General features: G+C 41.1%; 17 protein-coding genes and 2 tRNA genes. 7 read left to right on the forward strand and 12 right to left on the reverse strand.

Annotated features, from left to right (window positions below; translation table 11 throughout):
- Positions 1-418: 418 nt before the first annotated feature.
- The 5 genes from VEB00_10995 to VEB00_11015 form a co-directional block, all read right to left on the reverse strand.
- Entirely contained in the window at positions 419-601 is a 183-nt protein-coding gene (locus VEB00_10995; protein ID HYF83539.1) for a hypothetical protein, read from the reverse strand.
- 82 nt (positions 602-683) lie between these two features.
- On the reverse strand, positions 684-878 hold the full coding sequence (locus VEB00_11000) for an aspartyl-phosphate phosphatase Spo0E family protein (GenBank protein ID HYF83540.1): 195 nt from the start codon (positions 876-878) through the stop codon (positions 684-686).
- 111 nt (positions 879-989) lie between these two features.
- Positions 990-2,888: an ABC-F type ribosomal protection protein gene (gene abc-f, locus VEB00_11005; protein ID HYF83541.1), complete on the reverse strand. Its 1,899-nt coding sequence runs from the start codon at positions 2,886-2,888 to the stop codon at positions 990-992.
- Positions 2,889-2,977: 89 nt separating this feature from the next.
- Complete coding sequence (locus VEB00_11010) at positions 2,978-3,136, reverse strand: hypothetical protein (protein HYF83542.1); 159 nt, start codon at positions 3,134-3,136, stop codon at positions 2,978-2,980.
- 90 nt (positions 3,137-3,226) lie between these two features.
- Positions 3,227-4,162 (reverse strand): dipeptidase, encoded by a 936-nt coding sequence (locus VEB00_11015; GenBank protein ID HYF83543.1) that lies wholly within the window; start codon positions 4,160-4,162, stop codon positions 3,227-3,229.
- Between the two features lie 138 nt (positions 4,163-4,300).
- Between VEB00_11015 and VEB00_11020 the strand changes: the two genes are divergently transcribed.
- The 3 genes from VEB00_11020 to hgcB all read left to right on the forward strand — a co-directional run bounded on the left by VEB00_11020 (position 4,301) and on the right by hgcB (position 6,267).
- A complete protein-coding gene (locus VEB00_11020; GenBank protein HYF83544.1) occupies positions 4,301-4,765 on the forward strand; it encodes a pyridoxamine 5'-phosphate oxidase family protein in 465 nt (154 codons plus the stop codon).
- Positions 4,766-4,866: 101 nt separating this feature from the next.
- Complete coding sequence (gene hgcA / locus VEB00_11025) at positions 4,867-5,958, forward strand: mercury methylation corrinoid protein HgcA (GenBank protein ID HYF83545.1); 1,092 nt, start codon at positions 4,867-4,869, stop codon at positions 5,956-5,958.
- Between the two features lie 12 nt (positions 5,959-5,970).
- Positions 5,971-6,267 carry a mercury methylation ferredoxin HgcB gene (gene hgcB, locus VEB00_11030; GenBank protein ID HYF83546.1) on the forward strand — a complete coding sequence of 99 codons (297 nt, stop codon included), beginning with the start codon at positions 5,971-5,973 and terminating at the stop codon, positions 6,265-6,267.
- A gap of 136 nt (positions 6,268-6,403) precedes the next feature.
- On the opposite strand, the gene VEB00_11035 is transcribed toward hgcB, so the two are convergent.
- Together VEB00_11035 and VEB00_11040 are read right to left on the reverse strand one after the other, a co-directional pair.
- A complete protein-coding gene (locus tag VEB00_11035) occupies positions 6,404-8,173 on the reverse strand; it encodes a M3 family oligoendopeptidase (protein ID HYF83547.1) in 1,770 nt (589 codons plus the stop codon).
- A 31-nt stretch (positions 8,174-8,204) separates the two neighbouring features.
- Positions 8,205-9,293: a toxic anion resistance protein gene (locus tag VEB00_11040; protein ID HYF83548.1), complete on the reverse strand. Its 1,089-nt coding sequence runs from the start codon at positions 9,291-9,293 to the stop codon at positions 8,205-8,207.
- A 188-nt stretch (positions 9,294-9,481) separates the two neighbouring features.
- On the opposite strand from VEB00_11040, the gene VEB00_11045 reads away from it, so the two are divergent.
- Both VEB00_11045 and VEB00_11050 read left to right on the forward strand, forming a co-directional pair.
- Positions 9,482-10,348: a GNAT family N-acetyltransferase gene (locus VEB00_11045; GenBank protein HYF83549.1), complete on the forward strand. Its 867-nt coding sequence runs from the start codon at positions 9,482-9,484 to the stop codon at positions 10,346-10,348.
- A 118-nt stretch (positions 10,349-10,466) separates the two neighbouring features.
- Positions 10,467-13,766: an ATP-binding protein gene (locus tag VEB00_11050; protein HYF83550.1), complete on the forward strand. Its 3,300-nt coding sequence runs from the start codon at positions 10,467-10,469 to the stop codon at positions 13,764-13,766.
- A gap of 20 nt (positions 13,767-13,786) precedes the next feature.
- Here VEB00_11050 and VEB00_11055 read toward each other — a convergent pair whose 3' ends face one another.
- On the reverse strand, positions 13,787-14,665 hold the full coding sequence (locus VEB00_11055; protein ID HYF83551.1) for a YegS/Rv2252/BmrU family lipid kinase: 879 nt from the start codon (positions 14,663-14,665) through the stop codon (positions 13,787-13,789).
- A 150-nt stretch (positions 14,666-14,815) separates the two neighbouring features.
- Between VEB00_11055 and VEB00_11060 the strand changes: the two genes are divergently transcribed.
- Entirely contained in the window at positions 14,816-14,959 is a 144-nt protein-coding gene (locus VEB00_11060; protein HYF83552.1) for a hypothetical protein, read from the forward strand.
- Positions 14,960-15,034: 75 nt separating this feature from the next.
- Here the strand turns inward: VEB00_11060 and VEB00_11065 are convergent.
- The 4 genes from VEB00_11065 to VEB00_11080 form a co-directional block, all read right to left on the reverse strand.
- Positions 15,035-15,127, reverse strand: a tRNA-Ser gene (locus VEB00_11065).
- A 35-nt stretch (positions 15,128-15,162) separates the two neighbouring features.
- Positions 15,163-15,252, reverse strand: a tRNA-Ser gene (locus VEB00_11070).
- Positions 15,253-15,426: 174 nt separating this feature from the next.
- Complete coding sequence (gene serS, locus VEB00_11075; GenBank protein ID HYF83553.1) at positions 15,427-16,698, reverse strand: serine--tRNA ligase; 1,272 nt, start codon at positions 16,696-16,698, stop codon at positions 15,427-15,429.
- Positions 16,699-16,952: 254 nt separating this feature from the next.
- Positions 16,953-17,261, reverse strand: coding sequence for a helix-turn-helix domain-containing protein (locus tag VEB00_11080; GenBank protein HYF83554.1), 309 nt, complete (start codon positions 17,259-17,261; stop codon positions 16,953-16,955).
- Between the two features lie 122 nt (positions 17,262-17,383).
- On the opposite strand from VEB00_11080, the gene VEB00_11085 reads away from it, so the two are divergent.
- Positions 17,384-17,584 (forward strand): hypothetical protein, encoded by a 201-nt coding sequence (locus VEB00_11085; GenBank protein ID HYF83555.1) that lies wholly within the window; start codon positions 17,384-17,386, stop codon positions 17,582-17,584.
- Positions 17,585-17,619: the final 35 nt, after the last annotated feature.

Below are 17,619 nucleotides of genomic sequence, written 5' to 3' on the forward strand. Positions count from 1 at the left end.
GTCCTGAACTTCTTCTCTTTTATATTTCTTAATATAAACTTGAATATAACTCCCATATGGCACCCCTAACCTAAAATATAAAATCTTCCCACTTTTATATAACCAAATGTATATACGGATGCTATATGCAAAAGTATTCAAAAAAAAGCAAAAAAAAAAGCTATGGGGGAGATACCAATAGCTCAAAAACTGGTTTTATGTAATTAGGTCCGTTATTAACTATTTGTTTCAAAATCCATTTTGAATTTTTTGTCGAATACTTATTCAAAATTTAGAATTTTTAGATTAGTTAATAAACTAGGTTTATTATACTATCCCCTTACAGCAACTGTCAATACAGTTTTGGGTATGTTAAAAAATTGACAGTTTTTATTTTGCCCGCTTCATATACAAAAAAGATAGGTGTAAAACCTATCTTTCATAATTCTCTTCTGTTTTTGAAGCTCACCCTTAAGAGCTGCTTTAACGGTACCGGGTGAAGCTTTCCGGGCCTTTTAACGCAAAATACGAAGGCAGTGTCCCCATACATTTTATCGATTATGCCGTACATGCCGTGCCAATCAGTGGCATCGTTCACCTTTACAATGTCTCCCACTTTCATAATCCTGACTCACCGCCATTGTATATGATACGACACTATTAAAACGTCTATTACATTATATAAAATAATGCTTGTATGGGTTCTATTCCATCCCTTCCTTTAATATTCCGTATCCTCTCATGCTCAGCACCCTGTAATATTGGATCAGAACCTTGTCCAGGGATTGACTTGCTTTAACAACCTTAGGGTCAACGAGGTCTTTTTCCTCTTCAATGACTACTTTCAGATCCTTACGAAGCTCTTCGATTCTTATTGACAACGTCTCTACCCTTTTCATAATCATCGCCCCTTATGGTTTATTAAACATTACTTAATATATTTCTATATTGACAAGAAATTTCCTCTAAATCTGAGTATATTTTTTACATTTCTCCACAATTTGTCATAATCATACCCTTTGCGCAAGCTCCTGCCATATTTCATATGTGTCCTCCAAAGCCGATTCCTTATCTGCAAGCTTTGCACCCATCTCCTGCAGGAACACATAATCTGCAGCCTTTTCAACATCTCCCATGGCTTCTTTTATGCTCTTGATCTCTTCTTCTAAAGACGCTATGACGCCCTCAACCTGTTCAAGCTTATTCCTGTCACTATCTGCCTTCTGCCGTGGCTTCTTTTCTGAAGCTGCCGGTTTGATATCCTTTTTCTTTTCTTCATGTTTGATTTCCTTGGGTCGCTTATCCTTGAAATAGTCATAATTCCCGCAGTACTCTATGAGGGCATGATTCTCAATGCTGTACAGTCTGTCGGCCAGCCTGTTGATAAAATATCTGTCATGGGATATGAATACTATTGTACCCTCATAATCCTCCAATGCTGCTTCAAGGGCTTCCCTGGTGTCAATATCCAGATGGTTGGTAGGCTCATCAAGTATCAGCAGGTTAATATCACTGTACATCAGCTCTGCAAGCTTGAGCCTTGTCTTCTCGCCGCCGCTCAGGCCAGACAGCCTTTTAAACACTGAATCCTTAAAAAAGAGAAACCTTGCCAGTCTGCCTCTTGCTTCACCTTCGGTCAGATTAAGGCTTTCCTTGAACTCCTCCAGTATTGTCCTGCTCTCATCCGCAAAGCCTATGCTCTGCTCCAGGTAGCCTATTTTTACATTGGAGCCGGTTCGAACACTTCCGCCCTCTGGGTTCTCATGTCCCATTATCATCTTTATCAGTGTACTTTTACCAGAACCATTAGGTCCAATTAAACCTACACGCTCCCCAAATCTTACAAGCATACCTGCTTTCCTAAGCAGCAGCTTGGAATCATAAGCCTTTGTAATTTCTTCGCAGACCACAGCATCCTTACCGCTTCTGCCGGCTGCTTCAAAGTTTAAGAATACACCTTTCCTATCCAATATAGGCTTGTTGATTTTATTCATCCTGTCAAGGGCTTTTTGGATGCACGCTGCCTTCCGGAAGAATTTTTCATTGTCTCCCCTGTTCCCCCAATCCCTCAGGCGCTTTATCGTGTCCTCCATCTTTTTTATTCTCTTCTGCTGGTCTTGATAGTTGTCGAATTCTACAAGGAGTCTTCTCTCCTTTTCTTTGACATAATACGTATAATTCCCTTCGTAGCTTTCGCACTCCCCGTCTTCCACCTCAATTATTCTGCCTACTGCCCTGTCGAGGAAATACCTGTCATGGGATATTATCAGCACAGTGCCTTTATAATCCCTGATAAAGCCTTCCAGCCACTCGATCGAATCTGTATCAAGATGGTTGGTTGGCTCATCCAGAAGCAGCAGCTCAGGCTGGGATATCAATATACGGGCAAATAATATCCTGGTCTTTTCTCCTCCGCTTAAGTCCTCAAAATGCATGCTGTACATGCCCCTCGGTATCTGAAGTCCAGTTGTCACCATGTCCACACGGCTCTCAATACTATAGCCATCCATGCCTTCATATTGAGCAGTCAGCTTTCCATATCTGGCTACCAATTCCTCAAGCAAACTATCGTCCTTCTCAAAAGACATCCTCTTTTCCAGTTCGGTCATCTGAGCTCTGAGCTCCATCACTTCCTCCACACCGCCCTGAAGCACGTCGTATACGCTGCTTCCTTCAAACCCACCGGGAACCTGCTCCAAGTAACCGATCTTAATGCCCTTCTTTAATGCCAGCATACCCTTCTCATATTTCTCGGTACCTGCTATGAGCCTGAATAATGTGGTTTTACCACAGCCGTTTCTTCCTACAATTGCAGCCTTTTCTCCTTCGTTTATCTCAAATGTGACGCTGTGCAACACCTTGTTGGCAGCATAATATTTTTCTATTTCCTTCATTGATAATGCTATCATCTTATATCTCTCCTTAATCTTACATATTGCGAAAAAATAAAGCCATGAACAAATAAAATCTGCTCATGGCTCTTCATAATCCGTTGAAATTAGTATGTTCCATGCAAAGACTCGTACTTGCTTAGTTGACTTATTCTATTAAAAATGGGCAGACTTATCCCGTTAAACTGGTTTACATATGCTCTTCCAGTTACTACAAAGGAATTCAAAAGTCTTTCTTTCCTGTCAACCAAGTAGTATATATTCAATCTTTGCACCACCTTTCCGATAGCATTCTTTACATAATCATTTTATTATTGCATGCAATAATTGTCAATCACTTAGTTACTGAAGGATTGTTATATTAATACTTCTCTGATTACTCTTTCAGCGTTCTTATATGATATTTTGTCTATTTCCCCTGCAGTAAAGCCCGCTTTTTTCAGTTCGTCAAATAGTTTGCCCATACAGCCAATATCTTTTATTGCCGTCAGTGGGCTGGTGCCATCAAAATCAGTACCTATAGCTATTACGTCTATGCCTGCCACATTTCTCATATGACTTATTTGATTTGTCATAGCTTCCACGGTGCCCTCATTCCCAAGGAAAATAGGCTCCAAATTTATACCTGTTACCCCGCCTTTTTCAGCCAGAACTCTCAGCATGTCGTCTGCCAGATTCCTGGAGTGGCCTTCTACAGCTCTGGCGTTTGAATGAGAGGCAACAAAGGGTTTACTGGACAGCTTTGCAACATCGTAAAAGCCCTTGTCCGAAAGATGAGCTACATCTATAATCATACCCAGCCTGTTCATCTCGGCCACTACCTCTTCTCCAAAGGGAGTAAGCCCTTTATCCTTATGCTTCCATTCGAAGTTCGGATAACCTATGCAGTTGGGATAATTCCATGTAAGTGTAATAAGCCTTACCCCTAGCCTATGAAGGTTCCTGAGGTTCTGAAGCTTTCCTTCTATTGCTCCGCCCTCTTCAACAGTTAGAAAAGCCGATATCCTTCCCTCCGACCTGTTCTTTTCCATATCTGCGATGTTTCCTGCAAATGCGATATCAGCACTGTTTTCCTCTATTTCATTATAGAAATTGTCTATCATGTCCAGGCACCTGTCCATAGGCTCGAAATCCTTGTCCAAGTCTACATACATTGCAAAAAACTGTGCAAGGGAACCCGCTTTCTTAAGCTTTTGTACATCTATGCAGAGATCGTTCTTCTGTAATTTAATCTCACCATTTGAATCTATGCATCTTAAAATGGTATCACAGTGCAAATCAATCAGTTTCATAGTATTCTCCTAACATAATGTGGTATATTAGTGTCACAATGTCATTTTAACAGATATATAGATATTTTTGAATAATAATGGAAATATTCTATTTTAAATTTTCTCTTTTTGATATCATAGTAAAGAGGAGATGATTTGATGTTTAAAGAAATGAGAAGACAGGATAGAAAGATAGATAATTCAGAAGCGATACGTGTACTAGAGGCCGGTCAATACGGCATACTCTCTACCACAGGCAGTGATGGCTATGCATACGGTATACCCATTAGTTATACATATAGTAATGACAGCATATACTTCCACTGTGCCGTGGAAGGGCAAAAGCTGGAGAATATAAAGCACAGCAACAAGGTATCCTTCTGCGTAGTAGGAGAGACAACTCCTCTACCCCAAAGCTTCAGTGTGAATTACGAAAGCGTAATAATATTCGGCAAGGCCGTTGAGATATTTGAAAGCGAAAAGCAGGCAGCTCTGGAAGCTATAGTTGCAAAGTACTCTGCAGCTTTCACAAAAGAGGGCTTGGAGTATATAAAGAAGTCTTCCGGTGATACCAGGTTGTTTAAAATAGAAATAGAAAATATTACCGGTAAAGCACGAAGGTAGTTAAAATCAGCTGTTGGGAGGTATGTGCTATGACAGAAGTAAAAAAGCAAAACTGCTGAGATACTTCACAGCAAGCAGTTGGGTCCAACTGCTCAGCAACCATGGAAAATGCATACGATTATTTAAAGGTCTTGGAGCCCGCACCTGATTGGATAGTTGGGTACATAGAGACTCCTATTGCTAAGATTCCGATAATAAGCACAGCACTTAGTTCGACTGACAAGGCAGGCACGATAAAAATAAGGCTTGGTATCGGCAGGGATAACTATAAAGTACCGCCCGGTATATATGCCGTCGGCAAGCCTGACAATACCTCTCCCATACTGGTTACAGCCAACTACAAGCTTACCTTTGACAGTCTGAGATGTGAGCTGACCGGTCTAAATGCCTGGATTGCAGTCGTTGACACCAAAGGTATAAACGTGTGGTGTGCAGCAGGAAAAGGTACTTTTGGCACCACAGAGCTGTCGGGCAGGATAAGCGCCTTGAGATTGGGGAGGCTTGTAACACACAATGTGCTGATACTTCCGCAGCTTGCCGCACCCGGAGTAGCCGCTCAGGTCGTGTTCAGGTTATGCGGCTTCAGAGTTGTATACGGTCCTGTAAGAGCAAGTGACATAAAAGAGTTTCTAAGTAATGGAATGAAAGCAACTGTAGAAATGAGAAAGGTAAGCTTTGGGCTTAAGGAGAGAGTTATACTCACTCCGATAGAACTGGTGCATAGCATAAAACCCATGCTGTTGATATTTCTTGCATTGCTTGCACTCAATCTCATAGTTGGAAAACATCCATCCATATCCACAGCAGCTTATACGGCGTTCCTGAATTTCATACCATACCTAGCAGCTTTCCTAATTGGCTGTGTTGTCGTGCCGGTGCTGCTTCCCTGGATACCCTTCCGTTCCTTTGCGTTGAAAGGTCTATTGGTGGGATTGCTACCGGCAGTTTATGCACTGCTTTATCCTGAGGTCTTCGGATATTATAGCGCCAGCTGGCTTATCAGAACCGCTTACATGCTTATTATACCGGTGGTTGCTTCCTTCCTGAGCTTAAGTTTTACAGGCTCAACCACCTATACCTCCTTATCGGGGGTAAAAAGGGAAATGAACTATGCACTTAAGCCTTATATTGCAGCTGTGGCATTAGGACTGATATTTTTAGCCACAGACAGCATAATACGGCTGCTGTATTGATGAGGTATTGTTATGGAGCATAAATATATCAAAAATGTTTCCACTCTAAAGCTTGATAGTGAAAAATGCATAGGCTGCGGCGTGTGTGTAGATGTATGCCCGCACCAGCTGCTTGTCATGAATAATGGCAAGGCAGCCGCCATAGACATTGATATGTGCATGGAATGCGGTGCCTGTGCGAAAAATTGCCCCGCTTCAGCCATATCAGTGGAATGCGGTGTAGGCTGTGCAATAGCTATATTGAACGGACTTTTCAGGAAAAGCAGTCCTACCTGCGAATCTGGCAGAAAAGGCAAGGGCTGCTGCTAACGAGACTTCAAAACAAGGCTACGGGTACCACTGAAGACACTGAAATCCACTGAATACACGGCAGGAAATATAAATCATACCGTGAAATTCCGTGGAACATCCGTGTGTTCCGTGGTACCCGTAATCTATTTTTTACCTATCTAAGTTTTATAAACTTCTCAATGTCTTTTCTTATAAGCTCTAGTGAGCTTCTCCAGAAGTCCACCTTTCTTACATCGATATTCATGACCTTTGCCACATCGACAATATTCATCTTGCCAGTCACAGACAGCATCTTATCGTAATCTTTCACAAATTCCTTGCCGCGTTTCAGGTACTCGGCATACAAGCCCTTTGAGAAGAGCAGTCCGAAGGCATAGGGGAAGTTGTAGAAGTTGAAGTCCGCATTGTAATAATGAGGCTTGCAAAGCCACATATACGGGTGCAGCCAATCATGATCGAGTCCATTGCCGTATGCTTCTTTCTGTGCGTTCAGCATGATTTCCTTCAATTGGTTCACTGAAAGCGAGCCTGATTCCCTTCTCTTGAATACTTCACTTTCAAAAATGTATCTGCTCAAAATATCCACAATGACCTGCGCTGAATCTGATATATCATTTTCCAGTATAGAGAAAGTCTCTTCCTCATTTGCTGTTTTTAATGCCGCTTCCTTTACAATAGTCTCACAGAATATCGAGGCTGTCTCTGCTATAGGCATTGGATAATCTGAATTAAGAAATGCCTCCTTCATCAGACATGCTCCATGGTATCCGTGGCCTAGCTCATGGGCTAAGGTGGTCACATTGCTGAAGCTTCCATCAAAGTTTGAGAGTATCCTGCTCTCCCCTATTGCATGAAGATTTTCGCAGAAAGCCCCTCCACGCTTACCCTCTCTTGGCTCCGCGTCAATCCACCTTTTATCAAAAGCATTGGCCGCAAAGTCCGCCAGAGAGTCGCTGAAGGTCCTGAAGTTGGCAACTATATAGTCTCTGGCTTCCTTATAGCTGAACTGCATATCCACATCCCCCATGGGCGCAAACATATCGTAGAAAGGCAGTCCCTTCTTATAGCCCATAAGCTCCGCTTTCTTCCTGAAGTATCTGTGGAAGTCCGGCAGACTTTCACGCATTGCGGTAAGCATTGCTTCCAGCGTTTCCATATCCATCCTTGCATCCAAAACTGTCTTTTCCAGAGGAGACTTGTAGCCCTTCATTTTGGATACAGTAATTACTTCGCCTTTTATTCCATTAAGACACGCCGCTACTGACTCGTCGACCTTGAGATAAGTCTTAAGCTCTGCTTCATAAGCTGTCTTTCTGAGCTTGGCATCCTTATTATATGCCATATTCCTGACTACTGGCAGTGGAAGCTGCTTTGCCTCCCCGTCAATTGTTATATCCACAAGAAGTGTTGAAGTTAAAAGCTCCTGGAGCTTTTCCCATGCAGCAGAGCCAGTTGTCTGCATTTTTGAAATCAGCACTTCTTCCTTGTCGCTTAAAAGGTATTTGCTTTTTTTCAGGCTTTCACGGAAATAGAACTGGAACTCGCTCAGGTAGCTGTCAGACTTGATAAGCTCATCTATATTACTTATGCTTCCAAGCCACTTTTCAAAGTTTACCTGGGGTTTTGTAAGCTCTGTAGCTCTTTCCTCCAAATTTTCAACTACTTTCAAAGCCTTCTCATTCTTAGCTTCAACACTCATAGTGAGCTGTGCAAAGCTGTAAAGACGGGTATAAAGCAGATAGAACTCATTAAGAGTCTTAACATACTTCTTCATCTTATGGACTGCATTTGTAGAATCCTTAAGATTGCTTTCTGCCCACTCCTTTATACTTTCGATTTCTTTCACACACTTCTCATAGTCTTTTTTAAACTTTTCGGACTCAAAGGATTTGTATAGTTCATCCAAACTCCATCTCTGATTCATCGGGTAACCTCCACTCATTTCTTTTTATGTATTATGCATTACCAATAAGCTTCTGCTTGAGCTCCTTTTCTATTGTGACAAGCTCAGCTTCAGCCTGCTGTCTCTTGAGTCTGCCTTCCTTCTGGATGTTAAGAGTCTCATCAATTGTAGCAATAAGATCCACATTTACCTTCTTCAGAGTTTCTATATCCACCACTCCGCGTTCTGTTTCCCTCGCCAGGTCAATTGAGCCAGTCTTCAGCATCTCTGCATTCTTTAACAACAGGGTATTGGTAGTATCAGTCACTTCCTTCTGCACTGCCAAAGCATTCTTCTGCTTAAGAAGGCTTATTGCAATAACAATCTGGTTTTTCCACAGGGGTATGGTATTTAATATAGAGCTCTGTATCTTTTCCACCAGCACCTGGTTGTTGTTCTGAATAAGCCTTATCTGCGGAGCTGTCTGCAGGGATACCATCCTGCTGAGCTTCAGATCATGTATCTTCTTCTCAAACCTGTTTGCCATCTGTATAAGGTCGTTCAGCTTCTGAGCATCTACAGGGTCGTTGGTTTCCTTCACCTTCGCCTGCATTTCGGGGATTATCTTTTCGCTTATTTCCTTAAGCTTCAAGGTTCCTGCCATTATGTAATAGTTGAGATTGCCGAGGTATTCAAGGTTTTTCTCAAAAAGGTAGTCCAGCAGTGTAATATCCTTCAGAAGCTGCATCTTTGACTTGTCAAGCTCATCAACAATCTTCTCTATCTCGGTGCTTAGCTTCTGATATCTTGCTGCAAACTTCTGAGTGCTGTTCACAAGGGACCCGATAAACGGGAATTTTGACATGAAGCTTTTCCCAGAGCTCACTCCGTCAACATCCAGCTCCTTTACCTTCAGCATAAGGTCAGTGAGTATGTCGCCTACATAGCCGCCATCCTTTGATCTTACCTCGCTTACAACATTATCAGCAAAGCCTGCAATCTGGCTTTGGGCTCCCACCCCGTACTGAAGTATGAACTGGGAATCCTCCAAATTAATGGTCTTCATTATTTCTTCCAGCCTTTGCCTCTGCTCAACCGTAAGCTTGGAAATTTCAACTTCCTCCAGCTTGGTTTCCACAGCTTTATATTTTTCAGTTTCCATAAGCACTCCTCCTCCGTATGATTATATATACGTAAATTTGCAATTTTCTACTAACGGAATATAATATCATTTTATCATTATTTTCTCAAAAATGTATACGCAATATCAATTTAACTTCCATTTTATGTACAATCAGCCTCCGGTGTAATATAATTACTTATATCGTACATCCGAGAGGAGATGCTAAAATGATTGCTTATAGAAAGCTGACACATGAGGATTATAATGATATAGTTGATATTTGCAGGGATATTTGGGAAGGTACCGATTATCTGCCTGAGCTTTTCCATGCATGGGTTGATGATAAAGGCTTGTTTTTAGGAGCTGTAGACACTGATACTAATAAGGTCATCGGAACGGACAAATATTCGGTGCTTTACGACGGCACAGGCTGGCTTGAAGGTTTGAGAACCCATAAGGATTACCGTGGAAAGGGAATAGGAAAAGAGCTTGCCTTGAGAGTGTTCAAAGAGGCTTTGGATGACCTTGGCGGGGACAAGATAAATAAAATTGCCTTTGCTACCCACATTTCCTCTGTTGAGAGCATCAGCATGATGAAAAAGCTGGGCTTCAAGCTTGAGCAGGAATACATATTTGTACAGAAGAACTATGAGGATGTGAAGGATACTCCGAGCAGCAAGGACTTCTCCATAGAAAGCTGGGAACCTACTTATGAGGAATTTAAAGAGCTTCCTTATATTAAAAGAAGAAATGGCATACTGCCCTTTGCTTTTTACTTCCAGATGCCCACTCCCGAACTATATAAAGAGCTGGTTGCGGATAAATGCTTCATATCAGTAAACGGTTATAGGGGAATGCTCAAATTGAAAGGCGAGCCTCACTTCATAGTATTTGATGAGAGCATTGAGGGCATAAATGCTTTTATGGATTACTCATTACTGATGTTTAAGGACAAATGCCCCTCTCCGCCTCTGACCTCAGTCATGCCAGAGGACTCGGAGCTGATTGAGTTGTTAAAAGCTGCTGGATTTGGCACAATGGCATCCTGGTCTTGTGATTATCTCTATTTTATATATTCAAGCAACAGGGCATAGCACCTATGAAGCGCATACAAATGTATGTGCTTTTTTGTATGCAAAATATGTGAAAAATCAGCGAAATATGATAACATATTTATATAATTATGTTAAATAAAAGAAATGAGGACTTCCTATGATTCATTCTTTTTTCGATAAGTCATTTAAAGCCATTTTACTTTTGGCTTTGATTTCATCTGCATTCATTCTGCCGCTTTTTATAATGGTCCAGCCACCTCACCCCACTGCGGTTTCCGAAGTCTGGCAGTACCGTTATGGAGATTCCGAGAAAAATGCTCAAGGTATTCCTCTATGGGTTTACGACAAAAATGAGGATCCGAGCTGGAAGTCCTTTTCTTACCCCGGCCAGCCACCAGTCAAACCTGACACAGGTGATGTATGGCTTCGCACTCAGCTTCCTGCCAAGGATTGGGAAATTCCACGCATAATGTTCACAACCAATGACCAGCTCTTCGAGGTCTATTTGGAGGACAAGCTGATTTATAAGTTTGGGAACATAGAGCAGCATGATGACCGGATTGCTCCCGGATCTCCCTGGCATATAATAAAACTTCCTGAAGACTATCATGGCAAAACAATATTCTTAAGGATGCATACCCCCTTTAATAGAAACCTTGGGCTTGTAAGAAGGTTTGAAATTGGGTCGGAAAACGAGCATTACTCTTATCTTGTAGCTAATGAAATTGATAATTTGCTGCTGACAACACTTTTCACCTTCCTTGGCTTCAGCCTGGTATTCATATATATGCTGAGGAGAAGTGTCAACTACGAGTTCCCTGCACTGGGCTTGTTCTCCATAAGTATTGGTGTCTGGCTGCTTGCAGAGACCAACTTCAAACAGTTGTTCCTGGACGCCCCCAGATTTTGGCTTTACGTAGCCTTTCTGTCCTTCTATCTTATGCCGGTAGGTTTTATGATATTTGTGGAAAGAGTGTTTTCCCCCGGCAATATTTATATGAAGATGATGTGGAGGCTCAATACATTCTTTGCTGCAGTCACTCTTTTACTGGATGTAACCAGGATGGTTCCTTTCATATTCACGCTTCAGGCTTTTTATATAGTACTTTTTCTAAGCGCCATAACTATTTTTGTTACCATTGCTAAGGCTGCAAAGGCCAACAGCTATGAGACAAAGGTTTTCCTATGGGGTTTCACACTGTTTTTGCTGTTTGGTTTTTATGACATATTAGGAATGTACTTTAGAATCGTGCCTTGGTCTCAGTACATTATACCCTATGGAATGTTCATATTCCTGCTTTCCATGATATATATACTAGGCCGGAGGTTCACAGAGGTATATGACAAGCTGAAGGTGTACTCCGAGGATATCAAAGCCAAAAACGAAGCACTTCATCATGCATATGAGGAAGTTAATGAGTCAAAGGATAAGCTGTCGGAATGGAATAGAGGTCTGGAGCAGACTATTCAAAAGAGAACCGCTTCGGTAAGAAACCTTCTGGATCATGCAGGTCAAGGCTTCCTGACTTTTGGAGCAGACCTTGCGGTAGGAGCGGAGTTCAGCTCAGAATGCTATAATATTTTCGGCTGCAATATCAATGGCATGACCTTTCCCGAGCTAATATACCCTGATAATGCTGAAGAAAGGGACTTTCTAAAAGCTCTTATCGGGAAAATACTTGAAAAAGAGGATGATGCTCAGAGGAGTATATATATTACTCTCCTACCCGAGGAAGTATCCTTTGGCAGTAAATGCATCCAAATAAGCTATAAAATAATAACAGATAAGGACTTAGACATCTCCGAGATGTTCATGGTCATCCTGACCGATATCACATATAAGCGCATGCTGGAGGATAAGGTGGAGCAGGAGCGCAATGTTCTAAAGATGGTGGTAAAGGTAGTTACCAGCTATAACGATTTCCTGGAAACCATCAAGGATTATAAGGAGTTCTGCAGATCCACGCTTCCCTATCTCTTGGACTGCAAGCAGCCTTTTGATGAGGTTGTTTACGAAATTTGCCGTACAATCCATACCTTTAAAGGTACTTTTAGTTTGTTTGATATGTCAAATATCATTGTAAAGCTTCATGGCTTTGAAACGGAAATATCGAATCTCAAGGACAATAAGGCTCCATCCAGCATGGATAGGCTGAAGGAGTATGTTTCAGAGCAAGATACTGAAAGCTGGCTTGAAAATGATATTAATATACTAAAAAATATATTGGGCGACCAATTCTTAAATAAGGAAGATACAATTGTTATTGAGAAGAGCAGACTGTTGTCAATAGAGGAGAAGATGCTCCTAATGCTCCCCTCGGCTGAATGCAGGCTGCTCCTACCCGATATCAGGAAGCTCAGGCAAAAACCTTTCAAAGAGGTTCTCAGCGGGATGTCCGACTATGCTCAAAAGCTAGCTGACAGACTGGATAAGATGATGAATCCTGTTGAGATTGATTCAGATAGTATACTTGTTGACATGGATAGATATCAAGGTTTTTCAAAAGTTCTAATCCATGTTTTCAGAAATATTATTGACCACGGACTGGAAACGCCGGATGAAAGACTGGAGCTGGGCAAACCAGAATACTGCAATATACATTGTGAGATAAAGCTTGTTGATAATAATATCAGCTTAATAATATCTGATGATGGAAGAGGCTTCGACTTTAAGAAAATCAGACAAAAGATTATTGATCGGGGAATTCTAGCGGAAGAAATAGCGTGCAGCCTTGCGGATAGTGAAACTGTCAGACTGATGATAGATAACCATATCTCAACCAAGGATGATATAACATACACCTCAGGTAGAGGATTGGGTTTATCGGCAGTAAAGGAAGAAACGGAAAAACTGGGAGGAACCTTCAGAATAGATGCTCACAGCGGGAATGGTACACGCTTCTTATTCCAGCTCCCTTATGAAGCAGCAATTGAAGTGCCAAATTTGTCTGCTGCCGCAATAATGGATCCCTTGGTCGAAACAGCGAAGGATTTCATGATCAATGAGTTGAAATGTGAGAACATTAGGTCATATAAAAACAGTTTCAGCAAGCTTGAAAGCATTTTACTCAAGGACTTCACTTGTTCTATCGGAATAAAGGGAATAGTATTTGGCAGATTTGTCTTTACAATGGATAGAAGGCTTGCAGAGAATCTCTTGGAGAATATTGTGATAGACGAATTGTCCAAGGAAGAAATTGATATTTATATCGAGGATGTAATTGCTGAGACCTCAAATATTATAGTTGGAAACTCCATAAAGAAATTCCCAGGGCTTGAAGATCTTATAGTTATCGAGCCGCCTATAGCCATAAGGCTTCCTGATGCAGTGATACGGTTTATAGATTCGACCGCTTGGAGCTGCAGAATCGAATCAGAGTACGGGAATATGAATATAAGCTTTATAGTGCCCTATGATAGCAGCTTTGAACCAAATGAAAATAAGGAACCTTCCTAGTTAGGAAGGTTCCTTATTTTCTACGGCACGAATACCTTTAGAAAGCGTTTCTTAACTTCTATATCCAAGGGGAGATTCGGCCCCCGCTCCCCGTCAATATCAGTCTCACAGCTTCCATCGCAGGCAATCATAAGCTTATCTGTATGAAAGTGATACAGATTTGGGTCTCCAATATGCTCTCCCCTTAATATTTTCAAAAATATAGAAAACATATTTGTGATATTGGTATTCTTTATCGCGATGACATCCATAAGTCCGTCATCGATTTTTGCATGGGGTGCAAGTTTGTTGAAGCCCCCTGCAGAGCTGCCGTTTAATATCAGAAACAACAGGAAGCTGTCTTCAATTACATTACTTCCATACTGCAGTCTCATTTTAAATGGAGTAAACTTCGGTATTTCCTCTATACCCTTCATATAGTACGCCAATTTGCCAAGAGCATTTTTAAGGTTTGTATCGGTTTTATAAGCTACGTCCGTCAGCAGACCTGCACTGCATACATTTAAAAAGTAGCTGTCGTTAACTCTTCCGATATCAACCTTTTTAATTTTTCCATTTTCTATAATATCGCAGCAAGCTTCAATGTCTCTGGGTATATTAATATGTGCGGCAAAATCATTGGCTGTTCCGAAAGGAAATATTCCAACCGGCAGGTCAAGCCTTCTGGATGCCATAATGTTTATGACACTGCTCAACGTACCATCACCACCGGAAATGCAAACAGCGTCATAATCTTCATGAATATCAAAGAATGCTTTTTCAAGAGTATTGATGTCGCTGCTTCTAAAGGGAACCATCATAAATCCGGATTTCTGGAATCTTTCAATCAGATAGTCCAGCTTATTCTTGAGAGTTCCATCTCCAGAGTAGGGATTATATATGAACTTCAGTTTTTTCATGCTTTCACCTCATTAAACATCATTATAGCATTTATAAAAGTATATTCTACTATTTTTTGTCATTTTCATCCTCTTTATGAAATAATAATTTATATATATCGGGAAAAACTAATTGCAGAACAAATTTTTAAATTTGAAAGGTAGGGAAATATGGAAAACCAAGAAAAACACAAAGGTACCTTTGAAAACAGCATTGCAACTCAGGAAGCGGACATAAAAAAAGCCCGTCTTGTCTCCAGTATTATGGAGAAAGCGGAGCAGGGTGATGAAGAAGAAAACAAAGGTAGAAGCTAAACTGCCTACCGGGTTCGAATCCGTGATATAAAAAAATCAGTGTCTTATTTAATACACTGATCATGAATTCTTTAATGGCGGAGAAGGAGGGATTCGAACCCTCGCGCCAGTTTCCCGACCTACGCCCTTAGCAGGGGCGCCTCTTCGACCAAACTTGAGTACTTCTCCTTGGACTACTTCATTAAAATTATATGAAATTATTCTGGAGGAGAGAGAGGGATTCGAACCCTCGGACGCTTTAACACGCCTCTGGTTTTCAAGACCAGCTCCATAAACCGCTCGAACATCTCTCCTCGAGTGAACAATATCCATTATAACAAGATTATTTTTAAGTGTCAATAAACAAATGTTATGTTATATGGCAAATTAGTGTCAGTGATTCATTTATATGACAGCTTTATTTATATGCAGCTTTCAAGGTTGTTATGCACGCCAAGCCAACACTTGACGTGCATAGGATTTCACTGTTATTTTTTTATTCTATCTATTCCACCCATATAAGGTCTAAGTACTTCAGGTATCATTACACTGCCATCTCCTTGTTGGAAGTTCTCCAATATGGCTGCTACTGTCCTTCCTATAGCTAAACCTGAGCCATTAAGAGTGTGAATGAATCTTGGCTTTTCCTTGGGATCCGGTCTGAATTTTATATCTGCTCTCCTGGCTTGGAAGTCTTCAAAATTGCTGCAGGAAGAAATTTCAACATACCTTCCGTAGCTTGGCATCCATACCTCCAAATCATAGGTCTTTGCGGACGAGAAGCCTATGTCGCCTGCACACAGGCACATCACCCGGTAAGGGAGCTTTAAGAGCTTCAATATGCCTTCTGCATCTGCAGTCAGCTTCTCTAATTCCTCATAGGAGTTCTCAGGGTCTGCAAATTTTACAAGTTCAACCTTGTTGAACTGATGCTGCCTTATGAGTCCTCTTGTATCCCTTCCGGCCGAGCCTGCTTCAGCCCTGAAGCAAGCAGTATAGGCTGTATGCTTTATGGGAAGTATTTTGCCATCAAGTATCTGTTCTCTGTACATATTCGTAACAGGCACCTCGGCAGTCGGTACAAGGAAGTATTCAGTGTTCTGAACCTTAAAGGCATCCTCTTCGAATTTTGGCAGCTGTCCTGTACCCATCATGCTTCTTCTATGAACCATAAATGGAGGGAATATTTCTGTATAGCCGTTTGCAGTATGAGTATCCAGCATCAAGTTTATTAGAGATCTCTCCAGCCTTGCTCCAAGTCCCCTGTAAAAGGTAAATCTTGCTCCTGTAACCTTTGCTGCAGTTTCAAAATCCAGTATGTTGAGATCTACACCGATGTCCCAATGGGCTTTTGGCTCGTACTCAAATTTTGTTGGCTCTCCGTTCTTCCTGATTTCCAAATTGTCTGCGTCAGAACTGCCGTCAGGTATGCCATCATACGGGGTATTGGGGATTGTCAGTAGTATGCCTGTTATTTCTTCATCCAGTTCTCTTACCTTTTCATCCAATTCCTTTATCTTTTCAGATGCCTCCCTCATTTCCAGAACCATTTGTTCAGCATCCAGCTTCGCTTTCTTAAGCTTGGCAACCTCTTCAGATACTTTGTTTTTCTTGCTCTTAAGCTCCTCTACCTCGTAGATTACCTGTCTTCTTTTTTCATCAAGCTTCATGATGTCATCAATTCTGAAATCCTGTCCCCTTCTTGAGAGCTTTCTCTTTATCTCCTCAGGGTTTGATCTGATTGCTCTGATATCCAGCATATTATATACCTCCTTTTGAAAAATTGGAAAAATAAAAAAGCCTTCCGTCTCAAATACAAGGGACGGAGGCCTTCCGCGTTGCCACCCTAATTAGCAGTAATTATTAATTACCACTCTCTCAAACATATAACGGCTGTGCCGGTACTGCTCCTCGCAGACTGCTCCAGGATGGACACATATAAGCTGTCTGCCGGCTTGCACCCACCGCCTGCTCTCTTAACGACACACTTATTGTTTTTCCCTTCAAAGCATTTCTAACATATATTGTATATATTTTTTAATAGTTTACTACTTATTATGCACATATGCAACTGTTTTATGAAATAATTATGCTGCCTTGCCAATATATTTGCACCGGCAGCATACTTTTTGTCCAGATAACAATTGTCCTTTTCAAACTCCAAGTAAAATATATAGTCAACTATCTCTTTTTTGCTTTTGAAATATATAATTGTGCCTACTGCAATGCCTGCCTCTTCTGCAATTGTCTTGACCTTGGCATTATGATAGCCATCTCTTGCAAATACCTCTAGCGCATGCTTTGCAATTAAATCCTTCTTCACACCTTATCCCCCTTCATTATATATACTTTATTATATCAATTTTTGCGTATATTTGTCTAACTGCAGGGCAATAATTCAGATATGCATGTTAATAAATGGAAGAAGGGAAAGGAGAGCATCATATGAATAAGCTTGATATTATAAGTCAGCTTGCAGATTTGAAAGAGATAGACTACAAGAACACACTGGCAATAACCAGTATGATTGAGCTGCTTATAGAAAAAGGCGTTTTGGAAAGGCATGAAGTCGCTGTAAAAGCACAATTCTTGGAGGATCAAACTCTGGCAGAGATAAAAAGAAGCAATAGATTCGGTATTAGCTAATACCGAATCTATTGCTGTTTTTGACTAAAATATGG

It is taken from the genome of Clostridia bacterium, assembly GCA_035628995.1.
Lineage (GTDB): Bacteria > Bacillota > Clostridia > Lutisporales > Lutisporaceae > BRH-c25.